General features: G+C 68.3%; 17 protein-coding genes. 7 read left to right on the top strand and 10 right to left on the bottom strand.

Annotated elements, in window-relative coordinates; translation table 11 throughout:
- Positions 1 to 81 precede the first annotated feature (81 nt).
- On the bottom strand, positions 82 to 864 hold the full coding sequence (locus AB0F17_RS45975) for a PQQ-binding-like beta-propeller repeat protein (protein ID WP_358036735.1): 783 nt from the start codon (positions 862 to 864) through the stop codon (positions 82 to 84).
- 432 nt (positions 865 to 1,296) lie between these two features.
- On the opposite strand from AB0F17_RS45975, the gene AB0F17_RS45980 reads away from it, so the two are divergent.
- The gene (locus tag AB0F17_RS45980) at positions 1,297 to 2,208 is read left to right on the top strand and encodes a serine hydrolase domain-containing protein (RefSeq protein WP_358036737.1); all 912 of its coding nucleotides are present in this window, start codon (positions 1,297 to 1,299) and stop codon (positions 2,206 to 2,208) included.
- On the opposite strand, the gene AB0F17_RS45985 is transcribed toward AB0F17_RS45980, so the two are convergent.
- From AB0F17_RS45985 to AB0F17_RS45995, 3 genes are all read right to left on the bottom strand, one after another.
- Positions 2,186 to 2,983 (bottom strand): methyltransferase domain-containing protein, encoded by a 798-nt coding sequence (locus tag AB0F17_RS45985; RefSeq protein WP_358036739.1) that lies wholly within the window; start codon positions 2,981 to 2,983, stop codon positions 2,186 to 2,188. The genes AB0F17_RS45980 and AB0F17_RS45985 overlap by 23 nt on opposite strands.
- A 276-nt stretch (positions 2,984 to 3,259) precedes the next feature.
- Positions 3,260 to 4,393 (bottom strand): epoxide hydrolase, encoded by a 1,134-nt coding sequence (locus tag AB0F17_RS45990; RefSeq protein ID WP_358036741.1) that lies wholly within the window; start codon positions 4,391 to 4,393, stop codon positions 3,260 to 3,262.
- 465 nt (positions 4,394 to 4,858) lie between these two features.
- Positions 4,859 to 5,449: a dihydrofolate reductase family protein gene (locus AB0F17_RS45995; protein ID WP_358036743.1), complete on the bottom strand. Its 591-nt coding sequence runs from the start codon at positions 5,447 to 5,449 to the stop codon at positions 4,859 to 4,861.
- 211 nt (positions 5,450 to 5,660) lie between these two features.
- Between AB0F17_RS45995 and AB0F17_RS46000 the strand changes: the two genes are divergently transcribed.
- Positions 5,661 to 6,170: a GNAT family N-acetyltransferase gene (locus AB0F17_RS46000; RefSeq protein ID WP_358036745.1), complete on the top strand. Its 510-nt coding sequence runs from the start codon at positions 5,661 to 5,663 to the stop codon at positions 6,168 to 6,170.
- A 23-nt stretch (positions 6,171 to 6,193) separates the two neighbouring features.
- Here AB0F17_RS46000 and AB0F17_RS46005 read toward each other — a convergent pair whose 3' ends face one another.
- Positions 6,194 to 6,814, bottom strand: coding sequence for a phosphotransferase (locus tag AB0F17_RS46005; protein ID WP_358036747.1), 621 nt, complete (start codon positions 6,812 to 6,814; stop codon positions 6,194 to 6,196).
- Positions 6,815 to 7,728: 914 nt separating this feature from the next.
- On the opposite strand from AB0F17_RS46005, the gene AB0F17_RS46010 reads away from it, so the two are divergent.
- A complete protein-coding gene (locus tag AB0F17_RS46010) occupies positions 7,729 to 9,417 on the top strand; it encodes an ABC transporter ATP-binding protein (protein ID WP_358036749.1) in 1,689 nt (562 codons plus the stop codon).
- 2 nt (positions 9,418 to 9,419) lie between these two features.
- Entirely contained in the window at positions 9,420 to 11,177 is a 1,758-nt protein-coding gene (locus AB0F17_RS46015; protein WP_358036751.1) for an ABC transporter ATP-binding protein, read from the top strand.
- Positions 11,178 to 11,408: 231 nt separating this feature from the next.
- Here the strand turns inward: AB0F17_RS46015 and AB0F17_RS46020 are convergent, their stop codons facing one another.
- Positions 11,409 to 12,818 (bottom strand): alpha/beta fold hydrolase, encoded by a 1,410-nt coding sequence (locus AB0F17_RS46020; RefSeq protein WP_358036753.1) that lies wholly within the window; start codon positions 12,816 to 12,818, stop codon positions 11,409 to 11,411.
- Positions 12,819 to 13,098: 280 nt separating this feature from the next.
- Complete coding sequence (locus tag AB0F17_RS46025) at positions 13,099 to 15,165, bottom strand: prolyl oligopeptidase family serine peptidase (protein WP_358036755.1); 2,067 nt, start codon at positions 15,163 to 15,165, stop codon at positions 13,099 to 13,101.
- Between the two features lie 30 nt (positions 15,166 to 15,195).
- Between AB0F17_RS46025 and mshB the strand changes: the two genes are divergently transcribed.
- The 3 genes from mshB to AB0F17_RS46040 are packed head-to-tail and all read left to right on the top strand — an operon-like array spanning position 15,196 to position 17,048.
- Complete coding sequence (mshB, locus tag AB0F17_RS46030) at positions 15,196 to 16,101, top strand: N-acetyl-1-D-myo-inositol-2-amino-2-deoxy-alpha-D-glucopyranoside deacetylase (protein WP_358036757.1); 906 nt, start codon at positions 15,196 to 15,198, stop codon at positions 16,099 to 16,101.
- A gap of 11 nt (positions 16,102 to 16,112) precedes the next feature.
- Complete coding sequence (locus tag AB0F17_RS46035; RefSeq protein ID WP_358036759.1) at positions 16,113 to 16,529, top strand: DUF6113 family protein; 417 nt, start codon at positions 16,113 to 16,115, stop codon at positions 16,527 to 16,529.
- A gap of 18 nt (positions 16,530 to 16,547) precedes the next feature.
- The gene (locus AB0F17_RS46040) at positions 16,548 to 17,048 is read left to right on the top strand and encodes a flavin reductase family protein (RefSeq protein ID WP_358036761.1); all 501 of its coding nucleotides are present in this window, start codon (positions 16,548 to 16,550) and stop codon (positions 17,046 to 17,048) included.
- Positions 17,049 to 17,131: 83 nt separating this feature from the next.
- On the opposite strand, the gene AB0F17_RS46045 is transcribed toward AB0F17_RS46040, so the two are convergent.
- The 3 genes from AB0F17_RS46045 to AB0F17_RS46055 all read right to left on the bottom strand — a co-directional run bounded on the left by AB0F17_RS46045 (position 17,132) and on the right by AB0F17_RS46055 (position 22,003).
- The gene (locus AB0F17_RS46045; RefSeq protein WP_358036763.1) at positions 17,132 to 17,998 is read right to left on the bottom strand and encodes a hypothetical protein; all 867 of its coding nucleotides are present in this window, start codon (positions 17,996 to 17,998) and stop codon (positions 17,132 to 17,134) included.
- 153 nt (positions 17,999 to 18,151) lie between these two features.
- Positions 18,152 to 19,381 (bottom strand): hypothetical protein, encoded by a 1,230-nt coding sequence (locus AB0F17_RS46050; protein WP_358036765.1) that lies wholly within the window; start codon positions 19,379 to 19,381, stop codon positions 18,152 to 18,154.
- 87 nt (positions 19,382 to 19,468) lie between these two features.
- Positions 19,469 to 22,003, bottom strand: coding sequence for a penicillin acylase family protein (locus tag AB0F17_RS46055; protein ID WP_358036767.1), 2,535 nt, complete (start codon positions 22,001 to 22,003; stop codon positions 19,469 to 19,471).
- Positions 22,004 to 22,022: the final 19 nt, after the last annotated feature.

Below are 22,022 nucleotides of genomic sequence, written 5' to 3' on the forward strand. Positions count from 1 at the left end.
GCCCCACCTACTCGACGGCTGTCTCGCCCAGACCGGCCTGATAATCGAACACCCCTTGAACACATGACCGACCCTACGAATTCAGCCTGTGTAGATGCCGCCTTTCGCAGCGAATTTCCAGCTTATCTCGCCGGTCAGCGCATCGAGTGCGTAAAGGTTGTGGTCTTCGCTGCCCACATAGACGACATCGCCCTGCACCGTAGGGCGCGCATACGCCGCTTTCTGGGTGACATAGGTCCAGCGAATCTTCCCCGTCGTAGCCGAAAGCGCATAGACCTTTCCGTCTCGGCTCGCGATATAGACGACTCCGTTGGCCACATCGGGGCGCGTGTGAACGGGACCGCCCGTCGTGAAGGTCCAATTGATATGCCCAGTCCTCGCGTCCAACGCATAAACCTTGCCGTCGTCGCTGCCGACGTAAACGACGCCATCGGCTTCGGCAGGGCTGGACTGGACCGCGTCCCCTGTCGTCCGGGTCCAGGGCTCCGGCCGAGACAACAGCTGAAAGGTTTGGAACCCGGCGAGCGCGATGGCAAGCGTGGCGACGATGGCGACCGCCATCCGCAGTGAGAAACGGCGCCCCTCTTTTCGTACCGGTGCCGCCGCACCGCTTCCCCGCGTTTCAGAGGCGCCGGACGGCTCTTGCGACCGAGCACCTATCTCATCGCCGTCCGGCGATCCGCGGGACTGACCTGCCCAACCAATCAGAGCTGCCACAATGGGGAGCAGCGAGATCAACTGAGCGATGTTGGCCGCGGTCGCCAGATCCCCGCTGCGCAAAAGGATGCCCAGTGCAAAGGTCAGCACACCGATCAGTGCAGTGACGATGATCCAGCGCCAGCCGTCCCAAGCACGCCACTTCATGGCTCCTGGTGCTTTCTGTCGAGCAAAGCCGGACTCCCCGTCTAAACCCGAAAGTCAGCTTAGCCGTCCCGCCTCAGAACTCGCATCAGGGAATACCTCAGGGAAAACCCGAGCACGAACGTTCAGCCGAGGAAGTCACCCTTCGGATCTGCTGCTCGAGAGCCTCTCGATCCTGGCCGGACGAGCCCGACAGGCGGCAAGCCGAACCACGGGCAGCGATTCGCCGCTGATCCCGCCGGACAGGCGCCAGGGGCCTGTAACAGCGCGATCTCAGATGGCTGACAGCGGTGGTGGGCATCGTTGTGTGCACGCCAGAGGTACGGCGCACCGAATCCGGAAGTTCGGCGTCGTGCGTCTTGGAAGGCCATCGCGGTGGCCGACCGCGTACCTCGCATATTCCGCCGTCTACGCGGCTTTCGCTAAGGAGTCGAAATGTCCAACGTACAGAGCAGCGACCGCCAGGCCACGGCCGGTGACTTCGTGTCGCACTGGCAGGAGCGGCTGGATTTCCTGCGCGCCAAGCATCATGTGCCGGGAGCCGCGCTGGCGGTGCTGGTGGACGGTGAGATCCACAAGCTGGCCTCAGGGGTGCTGAGCCAGGCGACGGGCATGGAGGTGAGGTTCGTCGTGCTGGGCCGCATCATCGAGGTGCTCACCGGCAAGACCTGGGACCAGGCGATGAAGGACCTGCTGTTACCCCGCTGGGAACTTGAGCGCTCGATGACCCTGCCGGAAGAGGCGCTGCGGTTCCGGGCCGCGATGGGCCACCTCGGCGCGCCGGGACAGGACCCCGACCCGGCCCCGGTCTGGGCCATCCAGCCCCGCTCGACCGGCCCGGTCGCACGGGTCGTCGTCTCGGCCGGTGACATGGTCCGCTTCGCGCGCATGCAGCTGGACGGCGGCCTGGCGCCCGACGGCACCTGCGTCCTGTCCGCCGAATCCGTTGCCGAGATGCAGCGTCGGGAGGTCGATTCCCCCGACCGAAGGACCGTCTCCGCCGACGGCTGGGGTCTGGGCTGGTCCGTCGGAGAGGTCGGCCAGGTCGGTGCCGGGCCCGCAACCGATGTCGAGTACGGTCTGGCCGGGCCGCAGATCCATCATGGTCAGCAGATCCCGCTTGTACGCGCGGCCCGGGGCGCTGGCGGCGAGTTGGTCAAGGTACGCGATGGTCGTCATGACCGGAGCCAAGCAGGTGAATGTGCGGTTTCCGAGGAGAGAGCGACAAGATCCAGCGCATTGTCGTACTGCCTACTGGCCTGCAAGACGTCAGGTAGTTCCGCCACGTCCGGTGCGCCCTGCTCTGGGTCTCTTTACCTCCACGTCACAGGCGTCGGCCGACTGTGAGGACGACCGACCAGTGGCGGGTAAGTCGTCCGTCCGGGCGTGCGGCGAGGCGCCGGCGTATTTCCTGGTAGAGGTGTTCGTTCTTGGCCGGCTCCATGGCGATGTGGCCGGAGAACGTGTCGAGCAGGGCGATGTATTCGTCTGCCGTGTAGCGCAGAGCCCACACGTAGAGCCTCGTCCCGACCACCGTGAAATGCCCGGAGGCCTCGAACTCGGCGGCGATGGGGTTGGGCAGGTCCTCCGGCGGCGGCGGTGGCCACGGGCCGTCATGGACTTCGCCGATCTCCTCGTAGACCTGCTGGATCTCGGTGAAGAACGGGTCGAAGTCTGCCGGCATCGCGTGGTCGGCGTTCCACACGGCCAAGTGGCCGCCCTGGGTGAGTAGCTTGGCGGCTTTCGCGTACTTGACCGCCGGGTCCACCCATTTCCACGCCGTGGCCGCGTAGGCGAGATCGAAGCGGGCCCCAGTCGGCGGCTCCCAGTCTTCGAATGACGACGTGATCACGGAAGCGTCGGCGAATTCGGCGAGGCGGTGCCGTGCCTCCGCCGCCAGGGCGGCGCCGAGTTCGATCGCGGTGATCCGGAAGCCCATCCGTGCCAATGGCAGCGTGGCCTTCCCCGGACCGCATCCGACTTCGAGCAGGTGCGCCGGTGGCGTGATCGCCGTGATGGCAAGCAGGTCGGAATACAGCTCGGCCGGGTAGTCGGGGCGTGCGTTTTGATAGGAGCCGGCCGCGCTGTCGAAGGTGGCTCGCAGCCGAAGATCGCGGGACATGTTCCGATCCTGACAGCGTGGCAACACGGCTGTCACTGGGAGCACCCTGCTCTGCTCTGATCGGACGCTCGGTTGGCAGTCTTGATCCGGACGCAGCGACCCGGCTGGCATGGTGAGCTCGAAGTTCGCAGGTTCACCCATACAGGACAGCGCTCAACCCTGCCAGCGGTTGAGCTGTGGGTTGAAGACCAGGTCCGAACACCGACTGCGGACCTTGTTCAGACTTACTCTCCGGCCGCCTGGTCCGGAGAGGACCAGGCGGCCGGTCCGCGACGGTCAGCGAACTTTGGCGAAGAAGGTACGGATGTCAGCGGCAAAGTGATCCGGCTGGTCCATGGCGATGAAATGGTGACCGGCAGGGTTGTCCTCCGGCCAGTGAAGGATGGTGTTGTGGCGTTCCGCAAGCCGGCGGATGCCGGGCGGTCCGCTGTAAACGCCGGTCGGCGCGACGGTCTGCCCTTCCGGCCAGCCGAAGCCGGTGCTGTCGTAGTACGGCCAGGCCGACGTTCCGAACGTCCCGGTGAACCAGTACAGGCTCACGTTGGTCAGGAACAGGTCCCGGTCGATCGCCTGCTCCAGAGGCCTGCCGGAGGCGTTGAACTCGTGGAACTTCTGAGTCATCCAGGCCAGTGCCGCGTGCGGGGAGTCATGCCACCCGTAGGTGAAAGTCTGCGGAGCCGCACGCAGCAGCCCATGGTGGTCGACCCCGTTCATCCAATCCTGTTCCATCAGCCGAGTGAAGGCGCCCTGCTCCTCCTCCGTCATCTCCGGAAGATCCTTCTCAGCGGGGAAGCCGAGGCCGCCGATGATGTAGACGCCGACCACATGGTCTGGGGCAACCTTCGCCACCTCCGGAGCGACATACGCTCCGAAATCCCCGCCTTGCGTGCCATACCGCTCGTAACCTAGGCGGCCCATCAGCTCCGCCCAGATCCGCGCCACGCGTGTCGCATTCCAACCGGCCCCGCGCGGCGGCGCGGAGAATCCGAAGCCTGGCAACGAGGGCACGACGACGTGGAATGCCTGAGCCGGATCACCGCCGTGCGTAAGGGGGTCGGTGAGGCGATCGATGAGCTCGGTGAACTCCACAAACGAGTTCGGCCAGCCATGCGTGAGGATCAGCGGCAGAGCGGCGGGGTCGGCCGACCGTACGTGCATAAAATGCACGTCCTGACCGTCGATCTCGGTCATGAACTGCGGAAACTTGTTCAGTCGTGCCTCGTGACGGCGCCAGTCGTACTCGTTGCGCCAGTAGCCGGCAAGTTCTCGCAGGGACGTGACGGGAACACCACGGCTCCATCCATCGCCGGGCAACTGCTGGGGCCACCGGATGCGATCCAGTCGCTGGTTCAGGTCATCCAGATCTGCCTGGGCGATGTCGATCTTAAAAGGGCGGATCTCGGTACTCATGCTTTCTCCCGATGTGTCGCGATAACGGGACCGACGGTAGAAGCTATTGAGGTCAGATTCTTTCCTAGATTGACGGGCATGAACTCGGCCGGCTTCCGGTGCGTGCGAGCGCGACTTACCGTCCTGCGTCGTCACGGCTGTGAGGCGATGCCGGTCACCGTGGAGTCGAAGGCGAGCAGCATGACGTGGTCGTGCCCCGGCCATAGCTTGTGTCCAACCAGGCTCTGCGTCGTAGCGGACCACCAAGCGACGGGACAATCATTGTCCGATCCCGTTGAAGTCTGCGAACGGTCGGCGGGCTGACCTGGGTCTCGCTGGGTAGGTCTGATCTCCCTGCCGGGATTTGGCCAGACCGACTTTGCGGATTCGGTGGATCTTGGTGGTTCGAGTCGGTGGTGGACTCGGGCCTTCGGTTCGTGTGACGGCTCGTCTAACGAGACCTCGGCGGTGCCTTCTCTGGGCGCGCTATCGACGGACGTCGTATCGCAGATGGGTGACTCGGTCGCCTTGGACGATCTCCGGGTTGCCGAGGAGCGCGGGTGGACCGTCGTACGCGCCGAAAAACCGTACGCCCTTGCCGAACACCACCGGGACCAGGTCGACCTGGAGTTCGTCCACGAGGTCGGCGGCCAGGGCCTGGCCCAGCAGGTCACCGCCGGTCAGCGACACGTCCTTGTCCCCGGCGGCGGCCTTGGCCCGGGCAATCGCGCTTGCCAGACCATCTGTGACGAATGTGAACGGCGCGTCGGGGAACGGCCAGTCCGTCGGCGGTTGGTGGGTCACCACGAAGACGGCGTCGCCGACTGCGGGGCGGCCGTTCCAGCCGTTGGTGATGTCAAACAGGCGACGGCCGATCACCGCCGTTCCGACCCGCGACCAGGTTTCCTCCATATACGTGGCGCTGGCGGCCGAAACGTGGAAGACCCGCTCGGGGTCGCCGCCGTTGAAGGGGACGTCCCCGTTGTTGTACCAGTCGAAGAGCGGACCTACCCGGTCCGACTCATCGGCGATGAAGCCGTCCAACGACACCGTCGCGCTCGCGATGACCTTGCCCATGGTCTGTGGCTTCCTTCCGAAGATCGGATTTGCCTGGGACGTCGGAGCCGGTGCCCCGGATCGGACAGCGGGCCGACACAACTACCCATCTTTCCTGTCGCAGGGTTAGTCCGGACGTTGCACGATCGATCGCAAGGTAGGTCCGGATGTCGCAAGGTTCGCGCGGATTAGACAATCATGGTTGTCAGACTCGTTGAGTACCATCCGCGGGATGGAGATACCTTTTGTCCGGCTTGAGCCCTGGTCGCAGGGTGACCTTGAGCTACTGCGCCGCCTCAACGACCCCGAGATGACCGAGCACTTGGGCGGTCCCGAAACCGAGGACCAGGTGGTCGCGCGGCACGAGCGCTATCTCAAGCTGGATGCTCCGGGTCTGGGGGCCATGTTCAGTGTGGTCGTGGAGCCTGAGCTGGAGTCGGCCGGCTCTATCGGCTACTGGGAGCGGGAATGGCAGGGCGAGACCGTGTATGAGACGGGCTGGGGGGTTTTGCCGGAGTTCCAGGGGCGGGGCATCGCGACGGCCGCCGCCGTCGCCGTGGCGGCCAAGGCTCGGGCGGAGGGTAGGAACAGGCATCTGCACGCCTACCCGTCTGTGGGACATTCGGCGTCCAACGCGATCTGCCGCAAGGCCGGGTTCACGTTCGTCGGGGAGGTCGACTTCGAATACCCGGCCGGTCATCCGATCCGCTGCAACGACTGGCGGCTGCAGTTGCTGCCCTGACGTCCTGACTCGGGTCGGGTGTGTCAGGCGGTCCAGGAGGCGGTGATGTCGAGGCGCTCGCGCCACAGCTTCTCGCCGTCGCCGCCCGGCTCCCACCGGCCGGTGAAGTCGAGCAGGGCACGGCAGCGCGCCAGCATGGCCGCGTTACGGTCCGGCCAGGACGGCACCGGTCCGCCGTACGCGTCGAAGAAGGACGGCAGGTGCGGTACGTGTTCCGGGTGGTGCATGCGCACGATCCACTCGCACCACGCGAGGTCCTCGATCGGCTCGCCCGGGTGCGCCCATTCCCAGTCGAGGATCGCCGCCGTCTCGAACGTGGCCGGGTCGAACAGCAGGTTCTGCGGCCCGTAGTCGCCGTGCACGATCCCCAGCCGGTGGATGCGGGCGAGCGTCTGCCCGCACCCGGCGAGGACCTCGATCACCCGGCCTTCGTCGAGCAGGTCCTGGCCGTGCGCGCCGCGTACGTAGCGGGTGGTCACGCTCGTGGAGGTCACCTGATGTACGGCGGGCACAGGCAGTCGCCCGCGCAACCGGCGCAGGAACCTGCTCTCGGTCCTGAGGCGGATCGCCGCGTCAGGACCCTCGTAACACTTGACGACCCATGTGTCGTCGCCGACCGTGCTGTTGGTGTACCCGTGCTTCACAGGGACCGATTCTGGCGCACCGCGGAGATCACCGGAATCACCTGAGCCGCCCTCGATACACGGTGTAAGACCGGGTCCGCCGTAGAACGGCGTGGAAACCGCAGGCACCGGGCGGCTGAACGGCGAAAGCACTACGAAGTGTCATCCCGATGCGAACATGCGCCCCGTAAAGCGCTTCGGCGTGTCCCGCGCTGCGGCATTTGAGCGGAAGCCATCCGAACGAGTGATCGGGTAGTGGATCACTTCCCCGGAACGCTCCGACCCCGATGGAGGATGCCGGTCAACCCTCGGGAAGAGACGGGACGGCCATCCGGCATGAGGCGGCATGAGCGGCATGAGGCGGCATCGCCGGTCCCGGCCGAGGCTGCGGCGGGCGATCCGGGGCGGGGCCGAGGCGCGCGATCTGTGCTGGGGCGGGCGATCCGGGCCGGGAGACCCCACCCGGCACGGGAACGGGCGATCCCGCCCGAAGTGGGGACGGGCGATCCCGCCCGGCACGGGAACGAAGACGGGGGTATCGCGGCCGGAGGGTGACGGGCGGTCCGGCGTGAGACAGGGGCGGCCGATGCGGCGGAATGCTGCGATTGCGGGTGGAGGGGATGTCGACCCTGGAGCCCCTGGAGGGGGATCGGCGATCTGGGCTGGAGCGGTGACGGGCGGTTCGGGTGGGGCGGGGGTGGGTGATGCGGCGGAATGCTGCGATTGCGGGTGGAGGGGGTGTCGGCTTCCGAGCCTCTGGAGGGGGACCGGCGATCTCGGACGGACGTGGAATTCGCCGTGGTCAGGTCGTACGCGTGGAGTCTGGGTGTCAAGAGTGACGGGCCCCGGTGGGCCTGGTCGGTGGGCGTCGGCGTGGTTGCCAGTCGGAAAATGGTTTGCCGGGTAAGCATGCGTCTTGTCAACCTTGTTGAGCTATGCGCTCCCTTCCTGAAGCCGATCTCGGCATGCCCGACATCCGCAGCCCGCTCCGGTACCTGTGGTGGAACGCGCGCATGCAAACGCGGTCACTGCTGACGGGCATCGGCTTCGCCATCGTCTGGTGGCTGGTGCAGGCGCTGGTCCCGGCCGTGCTCGGCAACGGCATCGACGCCGTCACGGCCAAGGACACCCGGGCGCTGCTGACCTGGTCGGCGATCATGTTCGGGCTCGGCCTGATGCAGGCGTTCACCGGGATCATGCGGCACCGGATGGCGGTCTACAACTGGCTGGCCGCCGCCTACCGCACCGTACAGGTCACCACCAGGCATGCCACCCGGCTCGGCGCCACGCTGCCCAAGCGGGTGTCGACCGGCGAGGTCGTCAGCGTCGGCAACTCCGACATCGCCCACATCGGCAACTCGATGGACGTCCTGCTGCGTGGCACCGGCGCCGTCGTGGCGATCATCGTGGTCACCGTGATCCTCATCTCCACCTCGCTGCCGCTGGGCCTGCTGGTGATGTTCGGCGTGCCGCTGATGGCCGTCGCGGTCGGGCCTCTGCTCAGGCCCCTGCACAAGCGGCAGAAGATCCAGCGCGATCTGGCGGGCGACCTGTCCACCCGGTCGGCCGACATCGTGACGGGCCTGCGGGTGCTGCGTGGCATCGGCGGCGAGCAGGTGTTCGCCGCGCGCTACCGCGAAGAGTCCCAGCGGGTACGGCACGCGGGCGTCAGTGTGTCGAAGATCGAGTCGCTGCTCGAAGGCGCGCAGATCCTGCTGCCCGGAGTGCTCATCGCGGTCGTCACCGGGATCGGCGCGTCGTTCGCGATCGGCGGCGAGATCACCGCTGGACAGCTCGTCGCCTTCTACGGCTACGCGGTCTTCCTGATCGGCCCGATGCGCACGCTCACCGAGGTCGCCGACAAGCTGACCAAGGGTCACGTCGCGGCGCGTCGCGTGGTGCGCATCCTGTCCATCGAGCCCGAGGTGTCGGGGGGCACCGGCGCCAGCGAGGGTGGCGTGCTGCGCGACTCCTACAGCGGCGTCACCGTACAGCCGGGCGTCCTGACCGCGATCGCGGCCGGCTCGCCGGAGGACGCCATCGCCATCGCCGACCGGCTGGGCCGGTACGCCGACGGCGACGTCACCTTCGGCGGGGCCGACCTGGCGACGCTGCCGATGGCCGAGATCCGTACGCGCATCCTGGTCGCCGACAACGGCGCCCGCCTGTTCGCCGGCAGGCTCCGCGACGAGCTCGACGTCCGCGGCGGCTCCTCCCACGAGCGGGTACGGCAGGCGTTGTACGCCGCCTGCGCCGAGGACATCATCGAGGCCCTGCCCGACGGGCTGGACGCCGTGGTGGCCGAGGCGGGCCGGGAGTTCTCCGGTGGGCAGCAGCAACGCCTCCGGCTGGTCAGGGCACTGCTCGCCGATCCGGAGGTGCTCATCCTGGTCGAGCCGACCAGCGCCGTCGACGCGCACAGCGAGGCCCGCATCGGCGAGCGGCTGGCCAAGGCCCGCGTCGGCAAGACCACTTTGGTCTGCACGACCAGCCCGCTGGTGCTCGACCGCACTGACCATGTGATCTACGTCGAGAACGGCAGGGTGCTCGCCGAAGGCACGCACCGCGACCTGCTGGAGACCTCGCCGGAATACACCGCGACCGTGACAAGAGGGGAGGACTGACGATGGCCCGCGAGATCCTGCCGGTCGCCGACCAGAAACAGGTGCGCGCCTACGCCAGGCGACTGACGCTCAAGTATCCGCGCCGGCTCGCCATCACCCTGGCCCTGCACGGGCTGGCGGCGATCGTCGGGCTGGCCGTGCCCTGGCAGCTCGGCAAGCTGGTGCAGAACGTCCAGGACGGCGGCCACGTCAACGTGCTGCTCGTTGCCGTCGGCATCGGGGTGTTCCTGTTCGGGCAGGGCGCGCTGGTGCGTTACGCGGTGCTCGCCTCGGCCAAGCTCGGTGAGAAGGTCCTCGCCGAACTGCGCGAGGACTTCGTCGACCGGGTGCTCGGCCTGCCGCTGTCGACGATCGAGCGGGCCGGCTCGGGGGACCTGATCACCAGGACCTCCCGCGACGTCGACTCCCTCTCCCGGACCGTCCGGCACGCCGTACCCGAGACGCTGATCGCGATCGTCACCTTCGCGATCACCGTGGGCGCCGTGGTGCTGGTCAGCCCGTTGCTCATGCTGCCGATGCTGATCGCGGCGCCGCTGCTCTGGATCTCCACCCGCTGGTATCTCAACCGGGCCCGCGACGGCTACCTGCGCGAGAACGCCGCCTACGCGGAGATGACCGAGGGGCTGGCCGAGACCGTCGAGGGCGCCAGGGCCGTGGAGGCGCTCGGCCTCCAGAGGCGGCGGGAGGCCCGGACCGCGCGTGACATCGGTGGCTCATGGGCCGCCGAACGCTACACGCTGGGGCTGCGCACCGTCTGGTTTCCCATGGTCGAACTCGGCTACGTGATCCCGGTCGTCTCGACGTTGCTGATCGGCGGCCTGTTCTACACCAACGGCTGGGTCTCGCTGGCCCAGGTCACCGCCGCCACCCTGTACGCGCAGCAGCTCATCGACCCGCTCGACCGGTTCCTCATGTGGATCGACGAGTTGCAGGTGGGCGGCGCGGCCATGGCCCGGCTGCTCGGTGTGGCGAACGTGCCCGACGACCGGACGGCCTCCACCGCGCAGCCCGCGGGCGAACTGCTGGAGGCCGACGACGTCCGTTACGCCTACCGCGAGGGCCGCGACGTGCTGCATGGCGTGTCGCTGACCGTCCGGCCGGGGGAGCGGCTGGCCATGGTCGGCCCCTCCGGCGCGGGCAAGTCGACGCTGGGCAGGCTGCTGGCCGGCATCCACGGCCCGCGCACCGGCTCGGTGTCGGTGGGCGGCGTGCCCCTGGTCGAGCTGCCCATCGACGACCTGCGCGGCCACGTCGCGCTGGTCACCCAGGAGCACCACATCTTCAAGGGCACGCTCCGCGACAACCTGTTGATCGCCCGCCCGGACGCCGACGACACCGCCGTGCGCACGGCGCTCACCGCGGTCGACTCGCTCGACTGGGTGCTCGCCCTGCCCGACGGGCTCGACACGGTCGTCGGGTCCGGCGGGCTGGCCGTCTCTCCCGCCCAGGCCCAGCAGTTGGCGCTGGCCCGCCTGGTGCTGGCGGACCCGCACACGCTGGTGCTGGACGAGGCCACCTCGCTCATCGACCCCCGCGCGGCCCGGCTCCTGGAGCGGTCGCTGGCGGCGGTGCTCGACGGGCGTACGGTGATCGCCATCGCCCACCGCCTCTACACGGCGCACGACGCGGACCGGGTGGCGGTGGTGGAGGATGGGCGGATCAGCGAGCTGGGGTCGCACGAAGAACTGGTCGCCGAGGGCGGCTCGTACGCGGCCTTGTGGAGTAGCTGGCATGGCGCTCCGGCTATCACTCGCTCCTGACCCGTGAGGGGGAGGGTTAGTGGTGGTGGGTGGTTCGTACGCGGCCCTGTGGAGTAGCTGGCATGGGACTCCTGCTGCCTTCGCTCTGAACCACAGGCGGGGGAGAAGCGAGGGAGGGCGGCTCGTACGCAGCCTTGTGGAGCGGTTGGTGCGCCGCTCCGGTCGTCAGTCGCTTCTGACTCCAGGTGAGGCGGACAGCGCTTCGGCTGTGGGTGAGAAGGTTTCCAGGGGTCAGCACTTCGTCGATTCGGATGGCAGGGTGCGGTCCGTGAAGTAACGGATGATGTGGGTGCGGGCGCATTCGTTGGAGGCGTAGAGCGTGTGTCCCGGGCCGTCGTGGTGGATGGTGGCGCTGCCCGGGACCTGCGTGAGGATGCGGGCGACCGCGTCCGACTCGCGCCAGGCACCCGCGCCGAGCATCGGCGGCAGGCCCTTGGGGAGGGGTGCGGGCGGGTTGGTCACCGATACCGGCCAGCCGATGCAGCCGAGCGTGCCCGTCGCCAGTGTGTTGGCCGTGCCCGTGTTGGGGGCGCTCTTGCGGAGGCGGGCGATCATCTTGTTGAGCTCGGCGCGGCTGGCTGGGCGCGGCCAGTCGGTGCATTCGGTGACGCCCGTTGACTGGTCGGGATAGCGGGAGCCGCGGGCAGGGACGAAGCCGGAGGCGTCACCGTGTACGGCCTTGCGGATGGCGTCTGCCAGCTTGGGGTAGCCGACGGCGCCCTGCTGGGCGAACCCCAGGGCGAGGGATTGCAGGTCGCGGCCCGTGTAGGCGATGCCGGCCGACCTGGCGGGGATCGGGGAGCGGTCGGCCTTGGCGACCAGGCCGCGCCATTGGGCGGGCACTTCCTGGCACTTGCCGGCACCGGCGCACCAGGTGGAGAAGCGGGTGAAGGACGTCTCGTTGTCTTTGGCCATGTCGGCCGTGTCGGCGGTCCAGTCGGTGCCGCTGTGGCTGATCGTGCCGTCGAGCACCATGGTGCGCACCTGGCCGGGGAAGAGCCTGGCGTAGTCCTGTGCGTAGATCCCGGCGTAGGAGGCGCCGTAGAAGTTGAGCTTGGCCTCGCCCAGAGCCTTCCTGATGGCCTCCATGTCTCTGGCGTTGTCGGCCGAGCTCATGTTGGCGAACAGCTCGGGGTCCTTGTTGCGGCAGGCTTCGGCGTAGCCGCGGTTGGTGTCGGACAGCCGCCCGAAGTCGGCGTCGTCTTCAGGGAAGTCCGGCAGCGGGGTGCGGGTCCAGGTGCAGGCCAGCCCGGTGCTGAGGCCGCCGAACTGCTCGCCGTAGCCTCGGGTGTCCCAGGTGACGACGTCCATCCGTTCGCGGAGCTTGGCCCAGAGGCTTGCGTAGGTCTGGGTCAAGGCGATGCCCGGGCCGCCAGGGCCGCCGTAGGCGATCAGGACCGATCCTTCGGAGGACGTGCCGGTGGCCTTCAGCCGGCCCAGTTTGAGAGTGATCTTGCGGCCGTCGGGTTTCTGCCAGTCGGCAGGGACCTGGAGGTCGGCACACGTCATCCCGACCTTGTCGTTTGGGCAGGCGGCCCAGGTGAGGGTGGGCGTTTGCCGCGAGGCGAGGGCGGGTGCCGCCTGCTGCGTCTGGAGGCCGGAGGTGAGGAGGGTGAGGGTGAGGACGATGGGCTTGAACATGGGCACGACGATCCCGCAGAGGGGGCTTCGGCCACATCGGACCACGGGTTGGTCTGCGGGGAGGCAGATCAGCCCGTGGCATGTCATGCCACGGGCTGATGACACCAACCGCGCGGGGAATCAGCTCACGGTCGTCCTGGTCGGTGCGGGTCGCGTCGCTTGTCTGAAGGTCGGTTCCCGGTCAGCAGGTGAAAGCCACGTCGCCCGCCGGAAAATCCAGGTGATCCCGGTCAGCGGATGAAAGTCGCTCCGAGGAGCCCCGTCGGCAGGTGCACCCGCGTCACCTGCCCAGGGACCGCTTCAAGAACTCGACCTGGAGCAGCAGCAGGTTCTCCGCCACCACCTCCTGCGGAGTCATATGCGTGACGCCGGACAACGGGAGCACGCTGTGCTGGCGCCCGGCCGCCAGGAGCGCGGACGACAGGCGCAGCGTGTGCGCGGCCACGACGTTGTCGTCGGCCAGCCCATGGATCAGCAGCAACGGCCGCTCCAGCTTGGCCGCGTCACCGAAGAGCGAGGAGTTGTCGTACACATCGGGCTGCTCGTCCGGATGGCCCAGGTATCGCTCGGTGTAACACGTGTCGTACAACCGCCAGTCCGTAACGGGCGCTCCCGCCACCGCGGCGTGGAACACGTCGGGCCTGCGCAGCACGGCCAGCGCCGCCAGGAAGCCGCCGAACGACCAGCCCCTGATGGCCACCTTCGTCAGGTCGAGGTCGTTGGGATACTGCTCGGCCACCCCCTGCAGGGCGTCGATCTGGTCCTCCAGCGCGGGGGTCGCCAGGTCGTTCAGCACGGAACGTTCGAAGGCGGGGCCCCTGCCGGGGGTGCCGCGGCCGTCGGCCACGATGACGGCGAAGCCCTGCTCGGCGAACCACTGGCTCTCCAGGTAGCCGCCGCGACGGTTGAGCACCCGCTGCGCGTGCGGCCCGCCGTACGGATCCATCAGGACCGGGAGCTTCCGGGAGCCCTGCTCGTGCCAGGAAGGCAGCACCACGGCGGTGGAGAGCTCGCGGCGTCCGGAACGGCCGAGCGAGACCCGGAGGTCGAGGCCGGGGGGTTCGGCCATGGACGGGATCGGGATCGCCATGCCGTCACGCCGTACGACAGTGGTGGACACGCCCTCGGCGTCGAGGCTCTGCTCGGTCAGTACGCCGACGCCGCCGGACATCCGCCCAGAGAACACGCCGGAACGGGTCGACACGGGCAGCAGCGAGTGGCCGTCCCAGGTCCACAGCTGGATCTCGGTGGGATCGCCGCTCGCGCTGAACAACACGCTGTCGTGGTCGACGTCGAGCACCGCGCGTACCTGCAGAGTGGGCGGGGTGACGGCGCGGTCGCCCACGAACAGCCGGTTGCCGCCGTCGGCGGAGGCCACCCAGACCAGAGAGCCGTCGTCGAGGTGCGCGGGCACACCAGTGACGATGTCGACCCAGGCCGGATCGGTGTCCTCGCGGACCAGCGTGGACCGGCCGGTCGCCGGGTCGACCGTGTGCAGGCGCAGTCTCTTCTGATCACGCGACATGGTGACGATCGACAGGGCGTGGGAGCTCCAGGCGGCCGTCGTGAGGTATTCGTCCTCGTACGGCACCGCCACCCGCGACCCGTCGAGACCGAGCACGAACAACTGCGTCACCGCGTTGGGCGTGCCGGCGGCCGGATAGCGCTGAACCACCGGGGGCCGGTCCGGGTTGGCCGGGTCGGCGATGTGCCAGGTGTGGATCGGAGCCTCGTCGGCCCGCTCGACCAGGAGCGCGTCGCTGGACGGCGACCACCAGTGGCCGCGCATCCGGTCCATCTCCTCGGCGGCGATGAACTCGGCCAGGCCGTACGTGACGGTCTCCGACTCGGGCTCCGCGAGGGCGCGGTCGGCACCCGTCACGAGGTCCTGCACCCGTAGGGCGCCCGCGCTGACGTAGGCGACATGCTGCCCGTCGGGGGAGATGCGGGGGTCGATGACCGCGCCCGGCGTCTCCAGCCGCCGTGTGTCGCCGCCGGGCAGGTCGGTGACGTACAGGCTGCCGGACAGCGCGAAGGCGGCCCTGGACGCGGTGGAGTCGGCGGTGTAGCCGACCACGCCGCCCGCCTGCTCGCGGCTGCGCTCGCGGCGGGCGCGCTCCTCGGGCGGGAGGTCGCCGTCGTCGGCGTCGAGCGTGCGCGGGTCGACCACGAGGCGCTCGACATGCGTCTCGGTGTCGAGCTCCCACAGGCACGTCACCGGGTCGGTGCCGGACTTCGTTCGCAGGAAGACGACCTTGCCGCCGTCGGGGGAGATCGTGAAGCCCCTGGGCACTCCGAGGGTGAACCGGCGGGTCCTGGCCGACAGGCGAGGGAAGCTCTCACTCATGGCCCCAATCCTGCCAGTACGCTCGAGCTCATGACTGACCGACGGCTGCTGCTCGTGCACGCCCATCCCGACGACGAGTCGATCGGCACCGGCGCGACAATGGCCAAGTACGCGGCGGAAGGCACGCACGTCACGCTCGTGACCTGCACGCTCGGCGAGGAGGGGGAGGTCATCCCCCAGGAGCTCGCCCACCTGGCCGCCGACCGCGACGACACGCTGGGCCGGCACCGCATCGCCGAACTCACGGCGGCCTGCGAGGCGCTCGGCGTCGAGGACCACCGCTTCCTCGGCGTACCGGGCCGTTGGCGCGATTCGGGCATGATGGGCGTCGCCTCCAACGACCGGCCCACCGCGTTCTGGCAGGCCGACCTCGACGAGGCGGCGGGCGAGCTGGTCAAGGTCATCCGCGAGGTACGGCCCCAGGTCCTCGTCACGTACGACGACAACGGCTTTTACGGGCATCCCGACCACATCCAGGCTCACCGCGTTTCGCGGCGGGCGTACGAGCTCGCCTCCGACCCGCGCTTCGGCGAAGGGGCGCCGTGGCGGATCGCGAAGTTCTACCACACGGCCGTCGCCAGGTCGGTGATGCGCCGCGCCGCTGAGGCGCTGCGCGCGGCCGACGTCGACTTTCTCGTCGAGGACGTCGATGACGTGCCGTTCGGCAGCCCCGACGACGTGATCACCACGGAGATCGACGCGCGGCCGTGGGTCGGCAACAAGCTGGACGCCATGCGCGCGCACGCCACGCAGATCAGCGTCGACGACCCCTGGTTCGCGCTGTCGAACAACATCGGCCAGGAGGCGCTGGGCGTCGAGCACTACATCCTGGCGATCGGCGTGCCCGGCCACGCGATGCCCGGCGCGCCGATCGAGTCGGGCGGCATAGGAGCCCCGCACCACCGCGAGAACGATCTCTTCGCGGGCATCCACTAACCTCGTGCTTCATGGAGCAACGCAGCCAGGCCGAGTCGGCGCTGGGTGGAGCCGCCTACGGCATGCTGTTCGTGCTGGGGCTGGTCATGGGCGTCGTGGGCGGGTTCACGCAGGCGGCGTGGCACGTCGGCCCTGTCCCGAGCTCTGCGATCGGCTGGCTGCTCGCGCTCTTCGTCGTCTGCCTCGGGGCGGGCAAGCTCATGGGTTCGCGCCTCGGGGTGTCGGTGACGGCGCTCGGGTGGCTGCTGGTGTCGATGCCGTTCTCGGTCGAGCTCTCGCAGGGCGACCTGGTGATCTCCGGCAATCCCGCCGGGTACGTCTACCTCTACGGGGGCATGGCGGCGGTGATCATGGCCTTCTTCCTGGCGCCCGCGTCGACCGGCGGCTCGTGGTTGCTGCACGGCCAGCAGCCAAGGAACCCGACGTAGCGGCATAAAGTAGCGACTGTGCACCATGGTTCCACAGAGCGGCATGTTGATCGGGATGCCTACCGTGAGGTGGTCGGCCGGTTCGCCACCGGAGTCGCGATCGTCACGACCAGGCTCGACGGGATCGATCACGCGATGACCGTCAACTCGTTCACGTCGGTCTCACTGGAGCCGCTGCTCGTGCTGTTCTGCGCGGAGAAGGTGGCCCGGTTCCACGACGCCGTGCTGGAGGCGGGGGTGTGGGGGGTGTCGGTGCTGCCGGAGTCCATGGAGGACGCGTCGCGGTTCTTCGCGCATCGGGGGCGCGAGCTCGACGGGCAACTGGATCGGTGGGCGCATCATCGGGGCGAGTCGGGCGTGGCGCTCTTCACCGGCGCCCTGGCGACCCTGGAGGCCCGTACGACCTCCGTCCATGAGGGCGGTGACCACACGATCGTGGTGGGTGGGGTGACTGCTCTCGGCGGGCCGGCTGACGGCCGTCCGCTTCTCTACCATCAGGGCCGCTACAAAACCGTATAGGCAGTTTGTGGGCCGGTGCCTGTGGAGCGCGGTGTGACCGCCGACCCGGCGCCGGAGGGGGAGCCGGGTCGGCGGGGTCGCGGTTACTGCGCCTCGGCAGTAGGGATCGTGACTGTCGGCGTCGGTGTTCCTGACGTCGTGGCGGTTCCCGGCGGCGTTTCAGACGGTGCCGGGCAGGTGGGGACCGAGGTCACGGAGGACTCGGCCGGTGTCACTGCGTCCGCCGGCGCCTGAACGAGGGTGTCCGTTGTGGTCGTGGTCGTGGTGGGTTCTGGGCTTTCCGAGGTCGATGGGATCGCGGTGGGAGCCAGCGGTGCTTCGGTGCTCGGCTGGCAGGTGAAGGTGACCGTGGCGGTGACCGTCGCCGCCGGGGCGGTTTCGGTGACCATGACCGTGGCCGCCTGGGTGACCGTGATGGTTGCCGTGGCCGTTTGGGTCACCGTTGCGGTTGCCGTGTCGGTCGCCGTGGCGGCAGGGTCAGCGGTGTCGGTGATCGTCGCCGTGGCCGTCGCTGTCGGGGAGGCTGTCACGGTGCGGGTGGGCCAGGGCAGGACCTTGACCTTGATGCTGGGTTTGCCCTTGATCTTGTAGCTGCCTTTGCCGATCTTCTTGCTGCTCTGGCCGGCGCCGGTGGTCACGGGGAGGTCGGTGGTCGTCGTCTTGCACGACTTGGTCCTGCAGACCTTCTGCTTCACGCTGAACCGGGCCGCGCCGTCGTACTTGATGGATACATCCAAATACGAGACGCCCTTCTTCTTGACGACCTTCGTCTTCGCGGTGTACTTCCCGACTTGAGGAGTGGGAGTGGTGGCGGGTAACGCCACTTCGACGCGGAGAGGAGGGCCGGTTGAGTTGAGGGGATCTGACGCTGATGTCTGGGTGATCGCGATTCCGCCGACTCCGGCCAAGGCCATGGTGCCGACCAGCGCACCCACGATGGTGAATCTCATAATCCTGCTCTTGGGGGAGATTTCAGGACTCGGATCATTATTCCGGCTTGTCAAGATTGGTCAAGGCTGAGACGCATGAACAAGCGCTACCGGTTCCGGCGGGCGGCGAACTACGTCAACCTCTCCACCCCGCTCGGCCTGCTGATCTCTGTGTTAGGCGGTGCCTCGAGGCAGCACGGGCCCAACGGCCTCGTCCTCGCGTTCGGCTACCGCTATCGCTTCCCCATCGCCGGGGCCTTCACCGTCGGGAACGTCGTGCTGACCAGGCGCGACTCGCTCGACGACCAGCTCATCCTGCACGAGGGCCGGCATGCCACCCAGTGGGCCTGGTGCGCGGGCCTGCCGATGCTGCCGCTCTACCTGGTGGCCATGCTGGTCTCCGTACTGGTCTGCGGGCATCAAGCGTCGTACAACGTCTTCGAGCGGCTGGCCGGGCTCGACGACGGCGGGTACCCGCGCACACCCCTGCGGTGGAGAAGGGGCGCAGGTCGCGATCGGTCCGGGTGACTGATCCGCTGCGTGCCGCTGGGTGCGGGGGAGGAGCGTGCCCAGGGTCAGGGCGCCGATGGCCAGGCCCGAGATCGCGCCCGCGCAGAGCACCGAGGCGGTGGACGGGCTGACGATGGTGATGCCGAAGAGGGCCAGGCCCGAGACGATCGCGGAGATGGTGATGTAGGTCCAGATCGCCAGCCGTACGACACGCAGGCGGGTCTGTTCGGATGGCTGGGTGCGGGAGAGGAGCCAGGCCAGGGCGGGCAGGAGCAGCACGCCGTGCATGAGGATGGCGTGGGCGGGCTTGAGCGAGCCGGCCACCGTGTAGGCGAACTGCTGGGAACCGGTTATGACCTCGACCACCCCACGGGCGATCATGATGCCCCCGAAGGCCATCGCGGCCAGGAACGTGCCGAACCCAGCCTGAACGGCCAGCCGCATGCTGGGCGACGCGCCGAGACCGGCCTGAGGCGACGCACTGATGGTCGGCACGGTGGGGTCGCGGCGGAAGGCGGAGACGGTCATGAAGACCGCTACGGCGATCAGGGCGAAGCCGCCGGCGGCCAGGGTCCTGGCGATGAGTGAGTCCACGTCGGTGGACATGTTGAAGTGCGAGGGCACGCCGCGCCAAGCCTGCACGGTGATGAGCGCGACCTCCACGACCGATGCCACGGCGAAGACACCCAGCAGCACGTCGCGACCACGTAGCCGGACGAACTGCGCCACCCAGGTGAGCGAGAGCACGCTCAGCCCGAACGAGACCCCGAACGTGAACGGCTTGCGCCACGACACAGGGCCGTCCCACGGGCCGCCGTCGACCACGAACACGCCCAGATGGACGAGCCCGGAGACGATCAGGAGCAGTCCGATCAAGTACCAGAGGCGAGTCATGTCCGCCATGCTGACGCGGGCAAGGGGACGTCCGCGTCAGCCCAGGGTCTTGAATCCGAGTACGGCCGTGGTCGTAGTCAAGAAGCGTCAGGGGGTGAGGCGCAGGGTGTGGACGGCGGCCTTCTGGACGGACGACGGCTTCGAGTACATCGGCAGCAGTTCCCCCTTCGCCCACAGCGGCGCCTGGTCCCAGTAGTTGTCGTGGAACGCGTGCCCCGAAGCCCCCGTCAGGTTGATCCACCCTGACTTGTCCAGATCCCCCAGATCGACGACCATCCGCATGGACGGCACCGACGTGACCGCGTAGTCGCGCTGCGCGTTCCAACTGGTGGCGTTCGGCGCGTCCTTGCTGCCCGGCACCTCGAACGGCCCCCGGTTGAACAGGGCCTCGATGGGCGCGATGCCCGAGGTGCCGAGCGAGCCGTTGGTGAGGGTCAGCTGGTGCAGGTCGCCCCAGCGCCAGGCCGTCAGGTCGGTGCCGAGCCGGTCGGCCACCTCCTGGTATGCCGCGGCCAGCGCCTGCTGGATGATGTCGTCGCGGGTCTCGGTACGGCCCTTGGTGGTGGTGTCGTCCCAGAACGGGTCGTCGGGGGCGTCGAGCAGGCGCTTGATCACCTCGTACCAGCGGTCGCCGCCGTTCGGCCGGGCACCGGCGGGCAGGTCGTCGTCGAACGTCAGCTTGAGCAGGTGCCGCCAGACCGCGTTGAAGTACGCCGCGGGAGTCGAGTTGGCGCCCTGCGAGCCGTCCCAGTCCTGCAACAGCTTCCTGGCCTGTACGGCGGGCCCTGCCAGAGGCACCCGCATCAGCGCCGGGACCACGTCCTTGGCCAGGCCGTTGTAGGTGTCCTGCTGGATCTTGGACATGGTCGCGGCGTCGACCTTGCCCTTCGTGATCTCCTGCTCGATCCGGTCGAGGATGCGCTGGGAACGGTAGCCGTACGCCCAGTCCTTGGTCAGGAGCGGCCGGTAGCGCTCGGGGTCGATGACGGCGTTGTTCGCCGTCACGATGTAGCCGTCGGCGGGGTCCGCCACGGAGGGCAACTGGTCGTAGGGGATGGGGGCGGTGCGCCAGTCGTACTCGCCCGTCCAGCCGGGCACCGGCCACGTGCCGTCGCCCTTTTCGCGTACGGGGATCCGGCCGGGCGCCTGGTAGCCGATGTGGCCCTCGGTGTCGGCGTACACCAGGTTCTGCGCGGGTACGTCGAACAGCGAGGCCGCGGCGCGGAACTCCGGCCAGTCGGTGGCCGCGTTCATCGCGAAGATCGCGTCGACGGTGGTGCCGGGGGTCAGGGCGGTCCACTGCAGGGCCACCGCGTTGGCGCCGTCGCTCGGTTTGACGTCGCCCATCACCTCGTTGATCAGCGGGCCGTGCCGGGTGCTCCTGACGTTCAGGGTGACGGTGCCGCTCCCGGCCACCTTGATCTTTTCCTGTCGGGTCTCCAGCTTCACCGACTCGCCCTTGTACAGGTACGTGTCGCCTTGCACCCGCTCCAGGAACAGGTCGGCCACGTCGGGCCCCAGGTTGGTGAAGCCCCAGGCGATCTTGTCGGTGTGGCCGATGATCACGCCGGGCAGGCCGGAGAAGCTGAACCCGGTCACGTCATAGGAGCAGGATTCGGTGATCTTCCGGCAGTGCAGCCCGACCTGGTACCAGACGGACGGCAGCTGGGCCGACAGGTGCGGGTCGTTCGCCAGCAGCGGCTTGCCGCTGGCCGTGTGCTCGCCCGAGATCACCCACGAGTTCGACCCGATGCCCTCGCGGTCCTCGGTGCCCATCGTGCTGGGCACCGCGTCGAGCGTCTTCGTGGCCTGGGCGAGCGCCCCGGTGGCGCTCTGGCCGCTGGTCGTGGTGCCGCGTGCGCCCAGCCGGGCGCGTTCGTCGAAGCGGTCGTCGGCGATCGTGCCCCGGGTGACGATCGGCGCATGGCTGTCGTACGGGTACTCCGGGTACAACTGCTCGACCCGCTCGCGGGGCAGCTTGGTGAGCGCCAGGGCGCGGTCGATCTCGTCTTCCATGTTGGAACGCAGGTCCCACGCCATGGCCTTGAGCCAGGCCACGGAGTCGAGCGCGGTCCACGGCTCGGGCCGGTAGGCGCCGTTCTGCACCTTGAGCACCGAGTATTCGAGGCTCCGGTCGGAGGCGTTGGGGTTGGCCTGGAGCCAGGCGTTCACGCCCTTGGCGTAGGCGTCGAGGTAGCGGCGGGTACGGTCGCTCAGCTCGGGCAGCTCCTGCTCGGCCACCTTGCGCCAGCCCATGGTCCTGATGGCCTTGTCGTTGTCGAGCGTCGCCTTGCCGAACAGCTCCGACAGCCGCCCGGAGGTCACATGCCGCCGGAAGTCCATCTCCCAGAACCGGTCCTGCGCGTGAACGAACCCCTGCGCCATGAACAGGTCCTCGGAGCTGTCAGCGTAGATCTGCGGAATTCCCGCTTTATCACGATAAATCTCCACATTCCCGGCTAAACCGGGTAGGCGTACGGTTCCGTCCACCTGGGGAAACGACCGCCGGACGGTGTAGGCGAGCACACCGGCGAGCACCAGCGCGAGCACGAGGACCACGGTCAGTACCCGAGCCACCCACCGAAACGGCCAGGGCAACCAGGCATAGGGCCGCAACCTCACAAATACCTCCTTCTCTCGC

It is taken from the genome of Nonomuraea sp. NPDC026600 (assembly GCF_040638335.1).
Lineage (GTDB): Bacteria > Actinomycetota > Actinomycetes > Streptosporangiales > Streptosporangiaceae > Nonomuraea.